Genomic DNA, 19625 nt, shown 5'->3' on the forward strand with positions numbered 1-19625 from the left:
AAGCAACCTTTGGAAAAGAAACGGATGGGTCAAGTGCAGCAGGCTCAAGGGTGAAAGCATCGCTTTGCCCAGCTCCGACAGCGCAAATGGATTCCCCGCCCAGCCCCTTAGGCAAGATCCTACACAGAAGTCTCCGGTAACACTCAAACACGCCGGAAACGGCCGATTCAAAGCCCTGCATAACGATCTGTAAAGTCTGGAAACACACAGATATCGAAACCACCCACGGACAGCACCACTCAACCAAGGAATGTAACCGCACCATGAACCAGACTGCACAGCCAACCCATCGCTACACCAACTACCGTAAGGTCATTTCCCTGGCGGACCAGGACTGGCAGAGCGCCGAAGTCGGAAAAATCTCAGGGCTGAATGTCGAGGTCAAGACACCCAATGTCCTGGTCGACCAGTACGGCCGAACCTTTCACCATTTCTGTACCACGTCCTATCTGGGCCTGGATCACCACCCGGCGTTGCTGGACGGGGCCATGACGGCCCTGTGGGAAACCGGGACCTTGCGCGTCGCCAATTCGAAAAACCGCTGCAAACTGGCGATCCTGGACCGATACGAAACCCAATTGTCGGAGTTGTTCGGCGCCAGTTGTCTCAGCGCCCTGTCATGCAGCGCAGCGAGCGCCGGGATCCTGCCGTTGCTGGCCAGCGGCGTGCTCACCGACAATCGGCCGCCAGTCATGGTGTTTGACAAACATGCCCATTACTCGATGAACCACGTCAAGGCTGCCTGCGCCGATGAAACCCAAGTCATCACCGGGCCCCACAACGACATGGACTTTCTCGAGGACGTGTGCAAACGACAGCGCAACGTGGCGTATGTGGCCGATGGGGCCTACAGCATGGGCGGGGTGACGGATATGGACAGCCTGCTGTACCTCAAACAGCGCTATGGCCTGTTTCTCTATCTGGATGACTCCCACGCGCTGTCCGCCGTAGGGCAATGCGGAGCGGGCCTGGTCCGGTCACGCTTGCACGCCGTGGACGAGCGCACGCTGATTGTCGCCTCGCTGGCCAAATCATTCGGGGCCAGTGGCGGCCTGGCGATGTTTGGCAGTGAACGGCAAAAAACACTGGTGCAGCGCTACGGCGGGCCGAGCAATTGGTCCCAGAGCCTGAACGCGGCGGCCATTGGCGCCGGCATTGCCTCGATCCGCCTGCACCGCAGTCGAGAATTCAGCGCCTTGCAGGAGCGTTTGCAGGCTAATATCCGCCTCTTCGACAGCCTCATCCGCACCGAGCAGCTCGGCAATGCCATGGCGATCCGCCTGGTGACATGCGGTGAAGCAGCCCTGGCCAACAGCCTGGCGGTCGAATTGGCCGACCTGGGGTATTTCACTTCAGCGGTCTTTTTCCCCGTAGTGCCGCAAAACAAGGCCGCAATCCGCATCACCCTGCGCGCCGACATGGAGACGAACGTGATTCGCTCGTTCTGCGAACGGATCACCGATCTGCTGCTGGCACACGGGCGTGACATCCGTCCTTGAACGAGCGCCTTGATGAAGAACCGTACGACCCTGATCATCACCTGCACCACTGTCTTCCTGGCACAACTGGGCATGAGCATCTACTTGCCGGCCCTGCCCGACATTGCTCGGGATCTGGGGGCCGATGCGTCCCGGGTTTCCTGGGGCTTGTCGGTTTACCTGATCGGCATGGCGCTGCCAATGTTGCTATGGGGCAGCGTGAGCCAGCGTCTGGGACGCAAACCGGTGTTGCTGGCGGCATTGGGGTTGTACGGCCTGAGCAACCTGGCCTTACCGCTGGGTACGACAGTCGAGGCGTTCCTGACGCTCAGGTTGATTCAGGGCATCGGCGCCAGTGGTATCTCGGTAATGGCCAGGGTATTGATCCGTGACAGTTTCAGCGGCGATCTGCTGGCCAAGGCCCTGTCATGGATCTCGATAGCCTTCGTGATTGCCCTTGGCATTGGCCAGTATCTGGGCTCCTTGATCCAGGTTGCCTTCGGCTGGGAAGCGATCTTCTACGGGTTGGGTGCGGTCAGCCTGGCCATGGCGGTGGCAGTGTCCCGGGTCGGTTTCCCAGTGCTGACAGAAAGCAGCCACGGGCAATCAGCGTGGCGCGTCTACGGCAGAATTCTCCGATACCGAGGTTTTTTACTGCCGGCATTGGCTGGTGGCCTGGGTTACGGCGTGATCGTCGCGTTCAACACCGCCGCGCCACTGATCCTGCAGGAAAGCTTTCATTGGTCAGCGATTGAGTACGGCCTGCTGGGCTGGCCGATCAGTGCGGCGTACCTGTTCGGCGCGCTGGCGGTAAACGCCTTTGTGCTGCGCACCGGTCAGCGACGGCTGATGAGCTGGGGCATTGCGCTGGTGCTGGGTGGCAGCGCAACCATGCTGCTGGGGAGCGTCGCGCTGAGCAGTGTTGCGCTGCTGTTCTGGTTGCCGTACTGCTTCGCGGTGTTCGGCCAATCGTTGAATTACCCCATCAGCCTGTCCCTGGCCAATGAGGGTTCACCGGTGGCCGGTGCTTATGCCATGGCGTTGAGCGGTTTCCTGCATCAACTGATGGCATCGGCGATCGGCGCCATGGCCAGCCTGTTGTTGAGTCAACAGGCCTGGCCGCTGGCGGCATTGTGCACACTGCTGGCGGTGGCAGCGATGCTGTGCGTGCGGTTCATGCCGCCACGGGTCGCCTAAAAGGCGCTGCGGAAAATCTCCTCGATCTGCCGTTGATCCCCTGCCCGTGGATTGGTCAGGCCACAAGCATCTTTCAATGCGTTGGTGGCCAGTACCGGCACGTCGTTGAGACGTACGCCCAACTCACGCAGGCCGGCCGGAATGTCCACGTCCCGGGCCAGGCTGCGGATCGCCTCAATGGCCACCCGCGCGCCCTCCTCCGGGCTGAGTCCGCGCGTATCGGCGCCCATGGCATGGGCCACGTCGGTCAGCCGAGCGGCACATACCGAGGCGTTGAAACTCTGCACATGGGGCAACAGCACGGCATTACACACGCCGTGGGGCAAGTCATAAAAACCGCCCAGTTGATGGGCCATCGCATGCACAAAACCCAGCGAAGCATTATTGAACGCCATCCCCGCGAGAAACTGCGCGTAGGCCATGTTCTCCCGCGCCGTCAGATCGTTGCCGTCGCGCACGGCCTGACGCAGATTGTTGCTGATCAACGTGACTGCTTTCAGCGCGCAGGCATCGGTGATCGGATTGGCGGCAGTGGATACGTAAGCTTCGATCGCATGGGTCAACGCATCCATGCCGGTGGCGGCCGTCAGCCCCTTGGGCATCGCCACCATCAACGCCGGATCGTTGACCGACATGAGCGGCGTCACGTTGCGGTCGACAATCGCCATTTTCACGTGGCGGGTCTCGTCGGTGATGATGCAAAAACGGGTCATCTCGCTGGCAGTACCTGCCGTGGTGTTGATGGCGATCAGCGGCAACTGCGGTTTACTCGAGCGATCAACGCCCTCGTAGTCGCGAATTTCCCCGCCGTTGGTGGCACACAAGGCGATGCCCTTGGCGCAATCGTGGGGCGAGCCACCACCCAGCGACACCACGAAATCGCATTGGCTCTCCTTCAGCAACCCCAGCCCGCGCTCGACATTGGCGATGCTGGGATTGGGCTTGGCACCGTCGAAAATCACCGAGTCGATGTCCTGTTGCGCCAGCAGGTCGGCCACCTTGCTGGCGACGCCGGCCTTGGCCAACCCTGTGTCAGTGACGATCAGGGCCTTGCGAAAGCCGTAGTTACGGATGGCGGTCATGGCCTCGTCGAGGCAACCCAGCCCCATGACGTTCACGGCGGGAATGAAAAAGGTGCTGCTCATGGGAGATGCTCCTGGAAGAGGCCGGGATTGGCAGGGCTACCAGAATGACCGACTGGTCACAGCGCATCTTGATCTGGCTCAAGACTGGGTCGTGATAAAGTCGCGCCCTGCCTTAACCACGTTTTGAGATAACTTTCGCAATGACCGACTTCCAGCAATACGACGCCCAGCTCGAAGACTGGGATGCCTTGCGCGCCAGCACCGCTTTCAGCGGCTTGCTGCTGGGTAACGGCGCCAGCCGCGCCGTTTGGGACGATTTCGGCTACGACTCGCTGTTCGAAAACGCTCGCACAGTCGAAGAAAAACCCTTGAGCCCGTCGGAAATGAGTGTGTTCGACGCGATGCAGACACGCAGTTTCGAACAGGTACTCGGCGCGCTGAAAACCACCAGCCGGGTCAACAAGGCTCTGGCCGTCAGTTCCGCTGCACCGCGTAACCGCTACTACGCAATCAAGGAAGCACTGATCAACACCGTGCACGCGGTGCATATCCCGTGGCGACTGGTCGAACCCTCGACCCTGGCGACGCTTAATCAGGAGCTGGGCCGCTATCGCACGGTGTTCACCACCAACTACGATCTGCTCAACTACTGGGCGATCCAGCATGCGCCCGAGACCGTCACCGACCTGTTCCTGGGCAACGATCACAGCTTTGATCTGAGCCAGGCAGACACGGACAAACCACGTCTGCTGTACCTGCACGGTGGCCTGCATCTGGTACGCAACCAGGACGGCACGGCACGCAAGCTGACCGCCACCGAAGGCACGCTGCTGGGCAGTTTCGCCATCAACAATACGATCAAGACCCTTGACGACGTGCCGCTGTTCGTCAACGAAGGCCCGAGCCAGGACAAGCTCAAGACCATTCGCAGCTCTGATTACCTATCGTTCTGCTACGACCAGTTGCTGCACCACGGCGACAACCTGTGCCTGTTCGGCCATGCCTTGGGCGAACAGGACAGTCACATCGTCCATGCCCTGCGCCAGGCGGCACCGAAAACCGTGGCGATCTCGATCTACCCCCGCAGCCAGGCATTCATCCAGCACCAGAAGCGCCATTACGCCAAGGTGTTCCAGGGGTTGGCGGTTGAACTGCGGTTCTTCGATGCCAAGACGCATCCGCTGGGCAACCCGAAACTGTCGGTGCCGGTGGAGGTTTAGAGCCAGGGCAGGCATGGCCCCGTAGCTTGTGGGGAAGGGATTTATCGGTGGGAGCAAAGCTTGCTCCCACATTGGCCCTCGGCTTTTGGCGTCCTGTCAAAGCGCCGCCAGCGTCTTGTCCTTGATCACCGTCGTCGGTCCGTTGGCCATGACGCTGGCAATGCCCTTGTCCCGGGCGGCGTCAGAGGAATAGCTTTCGCTGCTGCCGATCACTTCGTGATTGCCAGCCTTGAGGTTGAAGTAAGGATGGCCGTCCTTGGTGCTCTTGAGTTCATAACGTTCAGCCAGTGGGCTGTTCTTCTGCACCGAAGCGATGCCACCGTCGGCACCGCTGCGGGTCGTGTACAGCTCGCTGGTCAAAATCGTTTCGGCGTTCGCCGCCTTGAGCACAAACTTAAACTGGCCGTTGCTGCTTTTGCTGACTTCGTACCATCCGGACATGTTCTTTCTCCTGGGCGGTTGAGGCATCCCCAAGAGTAAAGACCCGCTGCGCTTGTTCTGCCAGTGCCTTACAAGGTGATGGCCGTGCCCAGCAACGTCAGGAACCCCGCCAGCCAGTTCGGATGTGCCGGCCAGGCGGGCGCGGTCGCCAGATTGCCTTGAACGTGGCCTTCGGTGACCGCGCACTCGATAAAGGTCCCTCCCGCCAGACGCACCTCCGGGGCACAGGCGGGATAGGCGCTGCATTCGCGCCCTTCCAGGATACCCGCCGCTGCCAGCAATTGCGCACCGTGGCATACCGCTGCAATCGGCTTGCCCGCCTGGTCAAATTCACGCACCAGTTGCAGGACTTTCTCATTCAGGCGCAGATATTCCGGCGCACGTCCGCCCGGCACCAGCAACGCATCGTAATCAGCGGCCTCGACACCGACGAAATCATGATTCAGTGCGAACAGATGCCCCGGTTTTTCGCTGTAGGTCTGGTCGCCCTCGAAGTCGTGGATCGCCGTGCGCACGGTCTGCCCGGCGCTTTTGTCCGGGCACACGGCATGAACGGTGTGGCCGATCATCTGCAAGGCCTGGAATGGCACCATGACTTCATAGTCTTCGACGTAATCGCCGACCAGCATGAGGATTTTCTTTGCGGCCATGGGGTGGACTCCTTGAAAAATGCGTAGGGGGTGAACGCATTAAAGGTAGACCGGTACGTCGGTAGATGAGGGATAAGCGGCGATTACCTGACGGGCTGCACATCGCTGGATGCTGAATGCAACGTGTGGGAGCGAGCCTGCTCGCGATTCAGGCGACGCGGTTTTTCAGGTGCGCCGCGTCATCGTTCAATCGCGAGCAGGCTCGCTCCCACAGGGTAATGTGTCAGTCACTCAGGCGAGGTAACCGTCAGCCCGCAGCAGGGTTTCGAGGCAGTGCTCGGTGATGTGGTAGAACGCCTTGAGTTCCTGGATCTTCGCCAGCAGCTCTGCCGGGTCCACCGGTTCGGCGCGTTTGACCGCCAGGATCATCTTGTTCTTGTTGGTGTGGTCCAGGGAAATGAACTCGAACACCTTGGTTTCGTAGCCGCATGCCTCCAGAAACAGCGCCCGCAGACTGTCAGTGACCATTTCTGCCTGCTGGCCCAGGTGCAGGCCATATTGCAGCATCGGCTTGAGCAACGCCGGACTCTGGATTTGCAAGCGGATCTGCTTGTGGCAGCACGGCGAGCACATGATGATCGAAGCGCCCGAGCGAATGCCCATGTGGATCGCGTAATCGGTGGCGATATCACAGGCATGCAAGGCAATCATCACATCCACCGCGGCCGGCGCCACGCTGCGCACATCGCCGTGCTGGAAGCTCAGGCCCGGGTGCTCCAGCCGCGCGGCAGCTTCGTTGCACAGCTTGACCATGTCCTCTCGCAGTTCGACGCCGGTCACAATCCCTTCAGCCTGCAAGGTGTTGCGCAGGTAGTCATGGATGGCGAACGTCAGATAACCCTTGCCCGAGCCAAAGTCCGACACCCGCACCGGTTGATCCAGGGCCAGCGGCGAAGATGTCAGCGCATGGCTGAAGACTTCGATGAACTTGTTGATCTGCTTCCACTTGCGCGACATCGCCGGGATCAGCTCGTGCTTATGGTTGGTCACGCCCAAATCCGCCAGGAACGGGCGGTTCAGGTCGAGGAAGCGGTTTTTCTCGCGATTGTGCTCGGCCGATGGCACTTCTCGCAGTTGCTGGGGCTTGCTCTTGAACAGCGAGCTTTTGCCCTTTTTGCTGTATTCCAGCTGCGCTTCGTCGGTGACAGCCAGCAGGTGCGCGTTCTTGAACGACATCGGCAACAACGCGGCGATGGTCGCCACGCCTTCGGCCAGCGGGAAATTCTTGGTGATGTCGCGGGTTTTGTAGCGGTAAACGAAGGACAGGCATGGCTGATCCTTGACCGTCAACTGCTTGATGATCAGCCGTTGCAGGTCCGCTTCGTCACCGACGTACTTGGCCAGCACCAGTTTGATGAAGGCGTTCTGCTCAAGGCTGCTTTGCAGCAGCTCGATGAACTGGGCGTGGTGATCCGGCGCAGGACGGGCGGGGGTAGCGGTGACAGACATGGAAAAAGCGGCCTCGGGGCGGGCGGATCGGGAATGGCGGTTATTTTAGGGGGGATGGGCAGTGAGGGCACGGAAAAGTTCGTGTGGCGAGCAGTATCCCCTGTGGGGGCAAAGCTTTGCTCCCACAGGCTTGTGCTGGCAGAAATTTTTTCAGCCCAGCACCACCAGCCGATTCGGCAATTCATTGCGCGCGTGAGTCACGGGTACATGCTCCTTGAGCAATTCGCCGCAGGCCTCGATGCAGGTGACAAAACCCTGCAACGTCTGTCCTTGGCGGACCTGCTGGGTGAAGGTGGCGACAATGGCCTCCCAGCGCGTGTTGTCGAGACGCTTGGAAATGCCTTCGTCCACCAGGATTTCCACATACCGCTCGGCCTCGCAAACGAAAATCAACATTCCTGTGCCGCCGACGGTGTGGTGCAGGTTCTGCTCGAGAAACTGCCGGCGCGCCAGGTTGGAGGCGCGCCAGTGGCGCACGGAACGGGGGATCAGGTGGGTGGTGATTGCAGGAATGCGAAACGCCAGGCACAGCACGATAAACAGGACCCACTGCACCAGCAGCAGACTGTGCATGTTCAGCCAGCCCGTGAGGTAATGCACCATGCCGGGCACCACCAAGGCCAGAAGGCTGGCCCACAGCAGCGGGATGTAGGCGTAGTCGTCGGCGCGGGCAGCAAGCACGGTGACCAGCTCGGCATCGGTATCGCGCTCCACCCGGGCGATGGCCTCGGCGACCTTGCGTTGTTCGTGTTCAGTCAGTAATGCCATGGTTAAAAGTGCCTGCTCATTATTATTGTCACCAGCCGCCCGACGAACCGCCGCCCCCGAAACTGCCACCACCACCACCACCACCACCACCACTGAAGCCGCCGCCACCGCCGCCGCCAAAACCGCCGCCACCGCCATAGCCGCCCCCGGAACCACCGCGTCCGGCCGGCAGGATACCGAGCATCTGGCACACGAACACCGTTACGATGAACAGCAGCACCAACAACACGAACAGCCCCGGATGGCGCCCGACGAAATCGCCCTCCTCCTGGCCGTCGGCACCGTACACCGCAGCCGGCTCATCCAGCGCATTGCCGCCCAGCACCATCAGCATCGCCGCTACGCCGTCGCTGATACCTTTGTTGAAATTGCCGGCCTTGAACGCCGGAGTGATCACCTGGTTGATAATCACCGAACTCTGGGCGTCAGTCAGACGATCTTCCAGGCCGTAGCCCACTTCGATCCGTAGTTTACGGTCATCCCGGGCCACGATCAGTAGCGCGCCGTTGTTTTTATCCTTCTGCCCAATGCCCCAGTGACGCCCCAGTTGATAACCGAAGTCTTCGATGCTGCTGCCTTGCAGGTCCGCCAGCGTGACCACGACCACCTGTTCATCGGTGGCCTGTTCATGGGCCTTGAGCTGTGCATCCAGTTGCGTGCGCACCGAGGGTTCCAGCATCTGGGCAGTGTCCACCACCCGCCCGGTCAGTGCCGGAAAACTCAACTCGGCCTGGGCCGTGATGGCAAACATGCAGAGCAGCAGCAAGGCGCAGCTGCAAGCTGCAAGCTTCAAGCTATAAGCAAAAGCAGTGCGTATTGACTGTGCTTGAGGCTTGTAGCTTGAAGCTTGCAGCTGCTCCATCAAAACTTCACCTCAGGTGCTTTTTCGGCGTTGGGGCTGGTGGCTTCGAAGGTTTCGCGGATCGGCAGATCGCTGTACAGCACGCTGTGCCACAAACGACCGGGGAAGGTGCGGATTTCGGTGTTGTATTTCTGCACCGCCAGGATGAAGTCGCGACGAGCCACGGCGATGCGGTTCTCGGTGCCTTCGAGTTGTGATTGCAAGGCCAGGAAGTTCTGGTTGGCCTTGAGGTCCGGATAACGCTCGACCACCACCATCAGCCGGCTCAACGCACCACTCAACTGGTCCTGGGCCTGTTGGAACTGCTTGAGTTTTTCCGGGTTGTCCAGGGTACCGGCATCGACCTGGATGGACGTGGCCTTGGCCCGCGCCTCGACCACCGCCGTCAGGGTTTCCTGTTCGTGCTGCGCATAGCCCTTGACGGTTTCCACCAGGTTGGGGATCAGGTCGGCTCGGCGCTGGTACTGGTTCTGCACCTGTCCCCAGGCGGCCTTGGCCTGTTCGTCCAGGGTTGGAATATTGTTGATGCCGCAACCGGCCAGCAGCGTGGTGAACAGCATCAGCGCCAGTATTGGCAGGTGGCGAAGGTGATCGAGTCGTAGATTCATCGGTTGAAACTCCCCTATACAGTCCATTGAAGAAAACACAGCCACCTATCTCACCAGCGTCTGGGGCATAATCTGCCGCCGCCACGGGATTGAATCGGGTCGATGGGCTAAAAGATGCCCGGTGCGAAACTAAGTTCATCCGCGTGCGTTCGAAAACAGTGCTGCTCTTATTCAGACAATACTCGAACAACAATAGCCGCTCCTCACATTTTGCTGACCGGCGAGTCCTGATTACCGCCCTTAGGCTTGCGAGAAACCATTCATGAAGAAGCTGTGTTTGCTGGGCCTGTTCGTCACACTGGCCAGTCAATCCGTATTAGCCGACAACCTGCCAACCCCGATAGAGAACAAGAATGCCTTCATCAGCAACCTGATGAAGCAGATGACCCTCGAGGAAAAGATCGGCCAGTTGCGCCTGATCAGCATCGGCCCCGAGATGCCTCGGGAGATGATTCGCAAGGAAATCGCCGCCGGCAACATCGGCGGTACGTTCAACTCCATCACCCGGGATGAAAACCGCCCGATGCAGGACGCGGCCATGCGCAGCCGGCTGAAGATCCCGATGTTCTTCGCCTATGACGTGATCCACGGCCATCGCACGATTTTCCCGATCCCCCTGGCCCTGGCCTCCAGCTGGGACATGGACGCCATCTACCGCTCCGGCCGCGTCGCTGCCAAGGAAGCGGCGGCCGACAGCCTGGACATCACCTTCGCGCCGATGGTGGATATTTCCCGCGACCCCCGCTGGGGCCGGACCTCCGAGGGCTTTGGCGAGGACACTTACCTGGTGTCGCGCATCGCCGGGGTGATGGTCAAAGCGTTCCAGGGCAGTGGCGCCAACGCGGCCGACAGCATCATGGCCAGCGTCAAGCACTTCGCCCTGTACGGCGCAGTGGAAGGTGGCAGGGACTACAACATCGTGGACATGAGCCCGGTGAAAATGTACCAGGATTACCTGCCACCCTACCGCGCCGCCATCGATGCGGGTGCCGGCGGGGTGATGGTCGCGCTGAACTCCATCAACGGCGTGCCCGCCACCGCCAACACCTGGCTGATGCACGATCTGTTGCGCAAGGAATGGGGGTTCAAGGGCCTGGCGGTGAGTGACCACGGCGCCATCTTCGAACTGATCAAGCATGGCGTGGCCCGGGACGGTCGCGAAGCGGCGAAGCTGGCGATCAAGGCCGGCATCGACATGAGCATGAACGACTCGCTGTACGGCAAGGAGCTGCCTGGACTGCTCAAGGCCGGTGAAATCGAGCAGAGCGACATCGACAATGCGGTGCGCGAAGTCCTCGCCGCCAAATACGACATGGGCCTGTTCAAGGATCCGTACCTGCGCATCGGCAAGGCCGAGGACGACCCGGCCGACACCTACGCTGAAAGCCGCCTGCACCGCGACGATGCCCGTGACGTGGCCCGCCGCAGCCTGGTCCTGCTGGAAAACCGCAACCAGACCCTGCCCCTGAACAAAAACGCAAAAATCGCCCTGGTCGGACCGCTCGCCAAGGCGCCGATCGACATGATGGGCAGTTGGGCCGCTGCCGGGCGCCCTGCGCAATCGGTGACCTTGTTCGACGGCATGACCCGCGCACTGGGCGCAGAATCGAAACTGATCTACGCCCGTGGCGCCAACATCACCGGCGACAAGAAGGTGCTCGACTACCTGAACTTCCTCAACTTCGACGCCCCGGAAGTGGTGGATGACCCGCGCCCTGCCCAAGTGCTGATCGACGAAGCCGTGAAGGCCGCCAAGCAAGCCGATGTGGTGGTGGCCGCCGTGGGTGAGTCGCGCGGCATGTCCCACGAATCCTCGAGCCGCACGGAACTGAGCATCCCCGCCAGCCAGCGCGAGTTGATCAAGGCCCTGAAGGCTACCGGCAAACCACTGGTGCTGGTGCTGATGAACGGCCGCCCGCTGGCGCTGGTGGATGAAAAGCAACAGGCCGATGCGATCCTGGAAACCTGGTTCAGCGGCACCGAAGGCGGCAACGCCATCGCCGACGTGTTGTTCGGCGACTACAACCCGTCGGGCAAACTGCCGATCTCCTTCCCGCGCTCGGTAGGACAGATTCCGACCTACTACAACCATCTGAGCATTGGTCGACCGTTCACGCCGGGCAAGCCGGGCAACTACACCTCGCAATACTTCGATGACACCACTGGCCCGCTCTACCCGTTCGGCTACGGCCTGAGCTACACCGAATTCAGCCTGACGGACATGGCCCTGTCGTCCACCACGCTGAACAAGACCGGCAAGCTCGATGCCAGCGTGACCCTGGAAAACACCGGCGAGCGTGACGGCGAAACCGTGGTGCAGCTCTATATCCAGGATGTGACCGGCTCGATCATCCGCCCGGTGAAGGAGCTGAAGAACTTCCGCAAGGTGATGCTCAAGGCTGGCGAGAAGAAAGTCATTCACTTCACCATCACTGAAGACGACTTGAAGTTCTACAACGCCCAGCTCAAATACGCCGCTGAACCGGGCAAGTTCAACGTCCAGATCGGCCTGGATTCCCAGGATGTGAAACAACAGAGTTTCGAGTTGCTCTGATTCATCAACAGCGCAAATAACCGTGGGAGCGAGCCTGCTCGCGATGAGGGCCTACCAGTCACCGCATCATTGACTGTCAGGCCGCCATCGCGAGCAGGCTCGCTCCCACATTGTTTTTGCTGAACCTTAACCCCGCCGCCCCAGCACATTCACCACCAACCGATCCACCAACCCCCACACCCGTTGCTTGACCCGTTTCCACAGCGGCCGGCGCTTCCAGGTGTCGAGACTGACCTCCAGGCTCTGGGCGAAGTCTCGCTCGAAACTCGCCGCCACTGCCGTGCTGAGTGCGGAGTCGAGGGCTTCGAGGTTGGCTTCCAGATTGAAGCGCAGGTTCCAGTGATCGAAATTACAGGAGCCGATGCTGACCCAGTCGTCCACCAGCACCATCTTCAGGTGCAGGAAACACGGCTGGTATTCGAAGATTTTCACCCCAGCCTTGAGCAGACGCGGGTAATAACGGTGCCCGGCGTAGCGCACGGACGGGTGATCGGTGCGCGGGCCGGTGAGCAGCAGGCGCACATCGATGCCCCGGGCGGCAGCCTTGCGCAAGGAGCGACGCACGTTCCAGGTCGGCAAAAAGTACGGGGTCGCCATCCAGATCCGCTTCTGGCCGCTGTTCAGGGCCCGGGACAACGATTGCAGAATGTCGCGATTCTGGCGGGCATCGGCATAAGCCACCCGCCCCATGCCCTCACCCATCGGCGGAACCCGGGGCAAGCGCGGCAAGCCGAAGTTGGAAGCCGGTTTCCAGGCACGGCGATGGCGGTTGGCGAGCCATTGGCGGTCAAACAGCAACTGCCAGTCGAGCACCAAGGGGCCGACGATTTCCACCATGACCTCGTGCCACTCGCAGCGGTCATCCAGCGGGCTCCAGAACTCATCGGTGACCCCGGTGCCGCCAACCACCGCCAGGCGCTGGTCCACCAACAGCAGCTTGCGGTGGTCCCGATATAAATTCCGTACCCAGCGGCGCCAACTCAGGCGATTGTAAAAACGCAGCTCCACGCCCGCCTCGATCAGACGGTGGCGCAGGTCCTGGGTAAACGCCAGGCTGCCGTAGTCATCGAACAGGCAACGCACGCGAACACCGCGCTCGGCAGCCTGGACGAGTGCCTGGACCATCGCCTCGGCGCAAGTTCCCGCCTCCACCAGGTACAGCTCCAGCTCGACCTGTTCCTGGGCGCGGGCAATTTCCACCAGCATGCGCGGGAAAAACTGCGGGCCATCGATCAACAGCTCGAAGCGATTGCCCTCGCGCCACGGAAATACCGGGCCTCCCATGTCAGCGCGCCGTGAAAATCAGCACCGCATTCACCGGCACTGCGAGGCTGATGGCCGACAGCCCGGCCTGTTTGCGCAACTTCTCCAATCCCGGCGCCAGATCGAAATCCGCCGCATTGAGCACCACCGGCTCCAGGGTCACGACCTGGAACCGTCGTTCATCCAGGCGCGTTGCCAGCAGTTCGGCCTGATACACATGTTGCTTGCCGTGCAGGTCAACGGTCAGCGGCAAACGCAGTTCCAGTTGAGCGCCGTTGGCCAGGTCCTGAATCGGTAACAGGTCGAGCTGCGCGGTAATGGCGGCGTCGGCAAATTGCTTGATCTCGAACAACTCGGCGCGCATGCGCTCGTCACGCAGGGGAATGCCACTGTTGACCGACTCCAGCTCCACTTCCAGCCGGACCATCCCCTTGGGCTGGACCTGACCATGAAGCACCAGGAAACGCTGGACCTCGGAAACGTTGCCGTTTTTGCTGCTGATAAACGACAGCCGCGACGATTCGCCGTCCAGATACCAATTGGCTTGGACCGGCAGCGCGGCGCAGGCCAGCAGCAAGGTCGCGACAGCGTGAGAAAAAGACCGCTTGAACATACACACTCGGAGGGCAGATAAACCTGTGGCGAACCTTAACCGGGCCGAGGGCACTTGCAAACCTTCTGTTTCAATCCTCTATGGGAATACACAGGTCCGGTCACGGCTCCAACCGACAGCCCTGCCGCTCCCCCAGCCATCGTGCGCTATTGCTTCGTCCCAACCCGGCGACGGTGATGCGTTTCGCTTCAGGCGTTTCGAGAAAATCGCTGATGGGCACCGACTGCTTTACATAGCCACGGCAATAGTCAGCCGGTTGCTCCATCACGTAGCGACACGAGCAATACTCCTTGGCGGTGTAGGCGCTGATGATGTCGGGGAAGGCCCGCAGCGCCACCCGCTCGAGCCAGATCCAGCCGAGCAGCGCCACAACAAGCACCGACATCAGCGTGAGCAGCGGTCTGCGTCTCATGGCTGCACCGTCCCGGCGAACGCCGCCATGGCTCGCTTGAGCAACTCGTTGTGGCGGTAGCTGCCGTCGCGGTCATCAGCGTAGCGCACGATCACCAACCGGGCGCTGGGGATCACGTACAACGCCTGCCCCCAATGGCCCAGCGCGGCAAACGTATCCGGCGGTGCATCGGGCCACGGGTGGATGGCCGGGTCGGCCGCGCGGTTGAGCCACCAATGCCCACCGGGCACCGCTTCATCCTGGCCGGCCCGGAAGCGGGCGAAGGGCTCGCGATTGAACGCCACCCAGGCTTGCGGGATCAGTTGCCGCTCGCCCCAGCGTCCCTCGCGTTGCATCAACAGCCCCACACGCGCCAGGTCCCGCGCCGTAAGGTAGGCGTAGGAGGACCCGACAAACGTGCCGGCGGCGTCGGTTTCCCAGGTGGCGTGGCGGATACCCAGCGGCTCGAACAGGGCCGTCCAGGGATAATCGGCATACCGCGCCGGGCCAACGATATTTTTCAATGCCGCTGCCAGCAGGTTGCTGTCACCACTGGAGTAACGAAACACCTGCCCCGGCGGCCTGTCGCGTTCATGCTGCGCAGTGAACGCCGCCATGTCATGACGCCCACGGGTATAAAGCATCGCCACCACCGAGGACTTGAGCGGTGCGTATTCGTAATCTTCCTGCCAATCCAGCCCCGAGGCCCAATGGAACAGATCGGCCAAGGTCATGTCCGGATGCTTGCTCAACGCCGGGTAATACCTGGCGGCAGGATCCTGCAGACTGAACAGCTTTTGCCCATAGGCCACGCCAAACACCGTCGCCATCAGGCTTTTGCTGATCGACCAGGTCAGGTGCGCAGTGTCGGCACGGGTGGGCCCGGCATAACGCTCGTAGACCAGCCGCCCGTCCAGGATCACCAGCAGCGCATCGGTACGGATGCCCTGGCGAGAGGCATCGTCGCGGGGTGGGAAGGCGTATTGCTCCAGGGCTTCGATGGCCAGCCCGGTGGGGGTCGGGCCACTTGGCCATTGCTCACCGGGCCAGTCTTCAGCCTGGGCGTACAGGTTGAGCAACAGCAGCGGGATCAGGAACCAGCCTTTGGACATGCTCGGGGCTCGCAGGATTGAACCTTCTGAGCCTATTCAGACTTGATGACAATTTGGGTATGGGTGGCATCTCCCTGTGGGAGCGAGCCTGCTCGCGATAGCGCTGGCTCAGCAGCATTGATGTCAACTGACACTCCGCTATCGCGAGCAGGCTCGCTCCCACAAAGGGTTATCCCAACGCCTTGGCCAACCGCTTGGCCCGCGCACCCGCCGCCATGTCCATCACGGCTTTATCTCGCGTCCACATCTCGCGCCACACCGCCGGGCCGGCGGCCAGGGCGTCGTTCAGTTCTTCATCGAGCCCGCTGAACTGAGCGAACAACCCACCCAGCAGCACATGCCCGGCCGCGCTGGACGGGTTGTGACGACTCACTTCAGCGCAACCGGCCAGCAATCCCAGCAGACGCAGCTGCAGGGCTTGGGGCCAAGCGCACTCCTGCCCCACGCCATACAGCCAGGCGGCCATGGCACTGAGCACATAAAGGTCTTCCAAGGTGCGGAACGGTTTGACGTAGGCGTCCCAACCGTCCCCGGCCAACAACTCGCACAGCGCGCCATCCAACAGCACCCGGCCATGGCTGATGTCTGGCATCAGGGCGATGGCCGGGAGTTTTTCCAGGGTCACCCCCGGCTCTCCGGGATAAACCACCGCAAGATTCAACCGCGGCGGCTCGCCGGCTGCTTCGCTGCGGGCGGCAATCAGCAGCCACTCGGCCGCATCGCCCGCAGTAACGAAATCCTTGCGCCCGTTCAATCGCAGGTCGGTGATGCGAGTCTGCATGTCCGCCGGGCGCAGGCTGCGCTGCTCCGTGGCGCACAAGGCGCCCAGGCTCTGGGGCGCGCTCGGCCAAAGCACCCGCAGCGCCGCCTGATACCCCACCAGAAAAGCCAACCCCGGCGTTGCCATCAATCGCGCCCCCATGACGGCCAGTTCGAACGGCGTAACCGGCCCCAGGCGTTGCAGCAAGGCCGCATAACCCTCAGCCAGGTCCGGATGGGCGGGAAACCGTTCGCCGCGTTCGATCAGGTTTTGCCAGGGCATGGGAGGCTCCTCAATGGGCTGTCATATAAGCATCACCAAAGCTTCATGGCGATGACACCGGGGCTACATAGCCTGACTTTGCACAACATGGCTGCATAAAGAAAGTCGATCGGCTGCAACTGAACAGCCCGCACGGAGATTCGCTATGACTCAGATCGCCCGCATCAGCGACACTGGCAATGAACGCCGCCTGCAAGCCGAACGCCTGATTGGCGCCAAGGCTTTGCAAGAAGCCCAGGCCCTGCGCTTCAACGTCTTCAGCGGCGAATTCAACGCCAAGCTCAAAGGCGCGGAAATGGGTCTGGACATGGATGACTATGATGTTCACTGCGCCCACATCGGCGTACGCGACCTGAATACCGGCCGACTCGTGGCGACGACACGCCTGCTCGATCACCACGCCGCCAGCAGCCTGGGCCGGTTCTACAGTGAAGAAGAGTTCAACCTTCACGGCCTGGTCCATCTCAAGGGCCCGATCCTGGAAATCGGCCGCACCTGCGTCGATCCGGCCTACCGCAACGGCGGCACCATCGCGGTACTGTGGGGCGAACTGGCCGAGGTGCTGAACGAAGGCGGCTACAGCTACCTGATGGGATGCGCGAGCATTCCAATGCAGGACGGCGGCGTCCAGGCCCAAGCGATCATGCAGCGTCTGCGCGAACGTTATCTGTGCACCGAACACCTGCGGGCGGTACCGAAAAAACCGTTGCCGGCCCTGGACGTACCGTCCAACGTCATCGCCGAAATGCCACCTCTGCTCAAGGCTTACATGCGCCTGGGCGCGAAGATTTGCGGTGAGCCGTGCTGGGATGAGGATTTCCAGGTGGCCGACGTGTTCATCCTGCTCAAGCGTGACGAACTCTGCCCACGCTACGCCCGCCACTTCAAGGCAGCGGTGTGATGAGTCGGTTGCGGGTGTACGCGCGAATCGCGCGAGTGTTGCTGGTGGTGACGCTGGGTCTGAGCATGGCCAGCGTATTCGGGCTGTTCGAACGGTTGGGTGTGGCCAACTCCATGGTGCGCCGCCAGCGCTGGTCGCGTTTTTTCATGGCGCGCCTGAGCAATGCCCTGCCCTTCTGCGTGACGGTGCACGGGCAAATGCCGCAACAGCCCATGCTGTGGGTCAGCAACCATGTGTCCTGGACCGATATCCCGCTGCTGGGCATGCTCACGCCAATGTCGTTCCTGTCCAAGGCCGAAGTACGCACCTGGCCCGTGGCCGGATGGTTGGCGGCCAAGGCTGGCAGCCTGTTTATCCGGCGCGGCTCGGGCGACAGCCAGTTGATCCGCAAGCAAATGAGCCGACACCTGGAACAGGCCCATCCGCTGCTGATGTTTCCCGAAGGCACCACCACCGATGGCCGCTCCCTGCGCACTTTCCACGGTCGTTTATTGTCGGCGGCCATCGATGCGGACGTGGCGCTGCAACCGGTGGCGATCCGCTACCTGCGCAACGGTGAACCGGACTCGCTGGCGCCGTTCGTTGGCGATGATGATTTGCTGTCGCACCTGATGCGCCTGTTCGCCAATGACCGGGGCGAGGTGCACATCCATCTGCTGGAACCGATTGCCTGCCACGGCCAGGAGCGAGCTGCCCTGGCCTTCCAGGCGCAACAGGCGGTGCACAAGGCATTGTTTGGCGAAATCCCACAAAAGCAGCAAGTGCCGATGCGGCCTGCGATCGCGGCCTGATCCGGCGGCCCGATGCAGAGCCCTTGTGGGAGCGAGCCTGCTCGCGATAGCGGTCAGTCAGTTGGTTCTTGACTGCCAGGCCTTCATCGCGAGCAGGCTCGCTCACACATTTGAACTTCAGTGACGGCAAGAACCGGCTCCAACATCACCCCTGCCGTGTTGTCTGGCTCAACGCAAAATCCTGCAACTGCGGGTAGAACAGCTGAAAGTCTTCGCTCAACGGTTCATAGAGCCTGATCAATTCTTCCATGGCCCCGGCCAGTTCCTCCGGCCGGGACAGGCGTCGGGAAATCCCCCGCAATACTTGCCCAAGCACATCGAATTCTCGATAAGACCCCAGCCAGTCATCCGCCGCCATGTAAGGCGCGATTTGCGCCAGACGCCCAGGCAACTGCGGCTCGGCGGCGAGCACTCGGTAGACCTGGGAGGTGAAATCCATCAACGGCCCTTCGCCATACAGCGCCCAGTCCCGGGCCAGGCAATGATCAAAAAACACGTCGAGCACAATTCCGGCATAGCGCCGCCGTACGGTGGAAAAGCGCGACAAAGCGATATCCACCACGGGGTGGCGATCGGTGTACATGTCGATGCGCCGATGCAGGGCAATCGCCGCTTCGATTTGCGGATCGTACAGCCCTTGCAACGGCCCTTTGACGAAGTCGCCGTAGAGGCTGCCGAGCAGTCGTTCCCGGCCGGGACCGCCGAGGTGCAGGTGTGCGAGATAGTTCATGGCGCGAAGCTTAGCACCGCCGCGCCAATATCGTTATAACCCGATATAGCGATTTATTCGGTTTTCAGATCAAATCCATATTGGTGTATCGCGAAATAACGATTTAAAGTTCGCCCCATCGCGATATAGCGTTTTACTCATTCCGAGCAGCCAACCATGCCCCTCGACCTCGACGAAATAATAAAAGCCCTGGCACACCCAGTACGGCGAGACATCCTCAACTGGCTCAAAGACCCCAAGGTCCAGTTCCCCGAACAGTTGCACAACCACGAATTCGGCATTTGCGCCGGGCAGATCGACCAGCGTTGCGGCCTGTCGCAGTCCACGGTGTCCGCCCATCTGGCGGTGTTGCAACGGGCGGGGCTGATCACCAGCCAGAAGGTCGGTCAATGGCATTTCTTCAAACGCAACGAGGACGTGATCCAGCAGTTCCTCAAGCAAATGAGCCAAGAGCTCTGACCCGACAAGGA

The 19625-nt window shown here is 61.1% G+C and carries 20 protein-coding genes; 7 read left to right on the top strand and 13 right to left on the bottom strand.

All coding sequences use genetic code 11. The annotated features are described in order from the left end of the window. Positions 1-263 precede the first annotated feature (263 nt). Together BW979_RS23745 and BW979_RS23750 are read left to right on the top strand one after the other, a co-directional pair. On the top strand, positions 264-1499 hold the full coding sequence (locus tag BW979_RS23745) for an aminotransferase class I/II-fold pyridoxal phosphate-dependent enzyme (protein ID WP_076385999.1): 1236 nt from the start codon (positions 264-266) through the stop codon (positions 1497-1499). Positions 1500-1511: 12 nt separating this feature from the next. After that, the gene (locus tag BW979_RS23750; RefSeq protein ID WP_076386001.1) at positions 1512-2675 is read left to right on the top strand and encodes an MFS transporter; all 1164 of its coding nucleotides are present in this window, start codon (positions 1512-1514) and stop codon (positions 2673-2675) included. On the opposite strand, the gene yiaY is transcribed toward BW979_RS23750, so the two are convergent. Beyond that, positions 2672-3820, bottom strand: coding sequence for an L-threonine dehydrogenase (gene yiaY / locus BW979_RS23755; protein WP_047228009.1), 1149 nt, complete (start codon positions 3818-3820; stop codon positions 2672-2674). The two genes, BW979_RS23750 and yiaY, sit on opposite strands and share 4 nt — an antisense overlap. Positions 3821-3960: 140 nt before the next feature. On the opposite strand from yiaY, the gene BW979_RS23760 reads away from it, so the two are divergent. Continuing rightward, positions 3961-4980, top strand: coding sequence for a DUF4917 family protein (locus tag BW979_RS23760; RefSeq protein ID WP_047228010.1), 1020 nt, complete (start codon positions 3961-3963; stop codon positions 4978-4980). Between the two features lie 96 nt (positions 4981-5076). On the opposite strand, the gene BW979_RS23765 is transcribed toward BW979_RS23760, so the two are convergent. The 6 genes from BW979_RS23765 to BW979_RS23790 form a co-directional block, all read right to left on the bottom strand. After that, positions 5077-5421, bottom strand: coding sequence for a YegP family protein (locus BW979_RS23765; protein ID WP_047228011.1), 345 nt, complete (start codon positions 5419-5421; stop codon positions 5077-5079). 68 nt (positions 5422-5489) lie between these two features. Continuing rightward, entirely contained in the window at positions 5490-6071 is a 582-nt protein-coding gene (locus BW979_RS23770) for a DJ-1/PfpI family protein (protein WP_047228012.1), read from the bottom strand. Between the two features lie 231 nt (positions 6072-6302). Further along, positions 6303-7520: a class I SAM-dependent methyltransferase gene (locus BW979_RS23775; protein WP_076386003.1), complete on the bottom strand. Its 1218-nt coding sequence runs from the start codon at positions 7518-7520 to the stop codon at positions 6303-6305. A 150-nt stretch (positions 7521-7670) separates the two neighbouring features. Next, the gene (locus BW979_RS23780) at positions 7671-8288 is read right to left on the bottom strand and encodes a TPM domain-containing protein (protein WP_076386005.1); all 618 of its coding nucleotides are present in this window, start codon (positions 8286-8288) and stop codon (positions 7671-7673) included. Positions 8289-8316: 28 nt separating this feature from the next. Then, on the bottom strand, positions 8317-9039 hold the full coding sequence (locus BW979_RS27990) for a TPM domain-containing protein (protein WP_076386725.1): 723 nt from the start codon (positions 9037-9039) through the stop codon (positions 8317-8319). 110 nt (positions 9040-9149) lie between these two features. Next, the gene (locus BW979_RS23790) at positions 9150-9758 is read right to left on the bottom strand and encodes a LemA family protein (RefSeq protein ID WP_047228016.1); all 609 of its coding nucleotides are present in this window, start codon (positions 9756-9758) and stop codon (positions 9150-9152) included. Between the two features lie 262 nt (positions 9759-10020). Between BW979_RS23790 and bglX the strand changes: the two genes are divergently transcribed. Next, entirely contained in the window at positions 10021-12312 is a 2292-nt protein-coding gene (gene bglX / locus BW979_RS23795) for a beta-glucosidase BglX (protein ID WP_047228017.1), read from the top strand. 126 nt (positions 12313-12438) lie between these two features. On the opposite strand, the gene BW979_RS23800 is transcribed toward bglX, so the two are convergent. From BW979_RS23800 to BW979_RS23820, 5 genes are all read right to left on the bottom strand, one after another. Further along, complete coding sequence (locus BW979_RS23800) at positions 12439-13596, bottom strand: phospholipase D-like domain-containing protein (protein ID WP_047228018.1); 1158 nt, start codon at positions 13594-13596, stop codon at positions 12439-12441. A gap of 1 nt (position 13597) precedes the next feature. Beyond that, positions 13598-14188, bottom strand: a complete 591-nt coding sequence (locus BW979_RS23805) for a YceI family protein (RefSeq protein WP_047228019.1) — start codon at positions 14186-14188, stop codon at positions 13598-13600. A 100-nt stretch (positions 14189-14288) separates the two neighbouring features. Beyond that, on the bottom strand, positions 14289-14600 hold the full coding sequence (locus BW979_RS23810; protein WP_047228020.1) for a hypothetical protein: 312 nt from the start codon (positions 14598-14600) through the stop codon (positions 14289-14291). After that, positions 14597-15691, bottom strand: coding sequence for a serine hydrolase domain-containing protein (locus tag BW979_RS23815; RefSeq protein WP_047228021.1), 1095 nt, complete (start codon positions 15689-15691; stop codon positions 14597-14599). Before BW979_RS23815 ends, BW979_RS23810 begins: the two co-directional genes overlap by 4 nt. Before the next feature lie 169 nt (positions 15692-15860). Next, complete coding sequence (locus BW979_RS23820) at positions 15861-16733, bottom strand: acyl-CoA dehydrogenase (RefSeq protein ID WP_047228022.1); 873 nt, start codon at positions 16731-16733, stop codon at positions 15861-15863. A gap of 145 nt (positions 16734-16878) precedes the next feature. Between BW979_RS23820 and olsB the strand changes: the two genes are divergently transcribed. Both olsB and BW979_RS23830 read left to right on the top strand, forming a co-directional pair. Then, positions 16879-17634 (top strand): L-ornithine N(alpha)-acyltransferase, encoded by a 756-nt coding sequence (gene olsB, locus BW979_RS23825; protein ID WP_047228023.1) that lies wholly within the window; start codon positions 16879-16881, stop codon positions 17632-17634. Further along, on the top strand, positions 17634-18425 hold the full coding sequence (locus BW979_RS23830; RefSeq protein ID WP_047228024.1) for a lysophospholipid acyltransferase family protein: 792 nt from the start codon (positions 17634-17636) through the stop codon (positions 18423-18425). The genes olsB and BW979_RS23830 overlap by 1 nt, the downstream gene beginning before the upstream one ends. Positions 18426-18570: 145 nt before the next feature. Here BW979_RS23830 and BW979_RS23835 read toward each other — a convergent pair whose 3' ends face one another. Further along, positions 18571-19155 carry an acyl carrier protein phosphodiesterase gene (locus BW979_RS23835; protein ID WP_047228025.1) on the bottom strand — a complete coding sequence of 195 codons (585 nt, stop codon included), beginning with the start codon at positions 19153-19155 and terminating at the stop codon, positions 18571-18573. 156 nt (positions 19156-19311) lie between these two features. On the opposite strand from BW979_RS23835, the gene BW979_RS23840 reads away from it, so the two are divergent. Beyond that, the gene (locus BW979_RS23840) at positions 19312-19614 is read left to right on the top strand and encodes an ArsR/SmtB family transcription factor (protein ID WP_047228026.1); all 303 of its coding nucleotides are present in this window, start codon (positions 19312-19314) and stop codon (positions 19612-19614) included. The last annotated feature ends 11 nt before the right edge of the window (positions 19615-19625 follow it).

The sequence above is a fragment of the Pseudomonas sp. A214 genome, assembly GCF_900156295.1.
In the GTDB taxonomy this organism is placed as follows: domain Bacteria; phylum Pseudomonadota; class Gammaproteobacteria; order Pseudomonadales; family Pseudomonadaceae; genus Aquipseudomonas; species Aquipseudomonas rhizophila.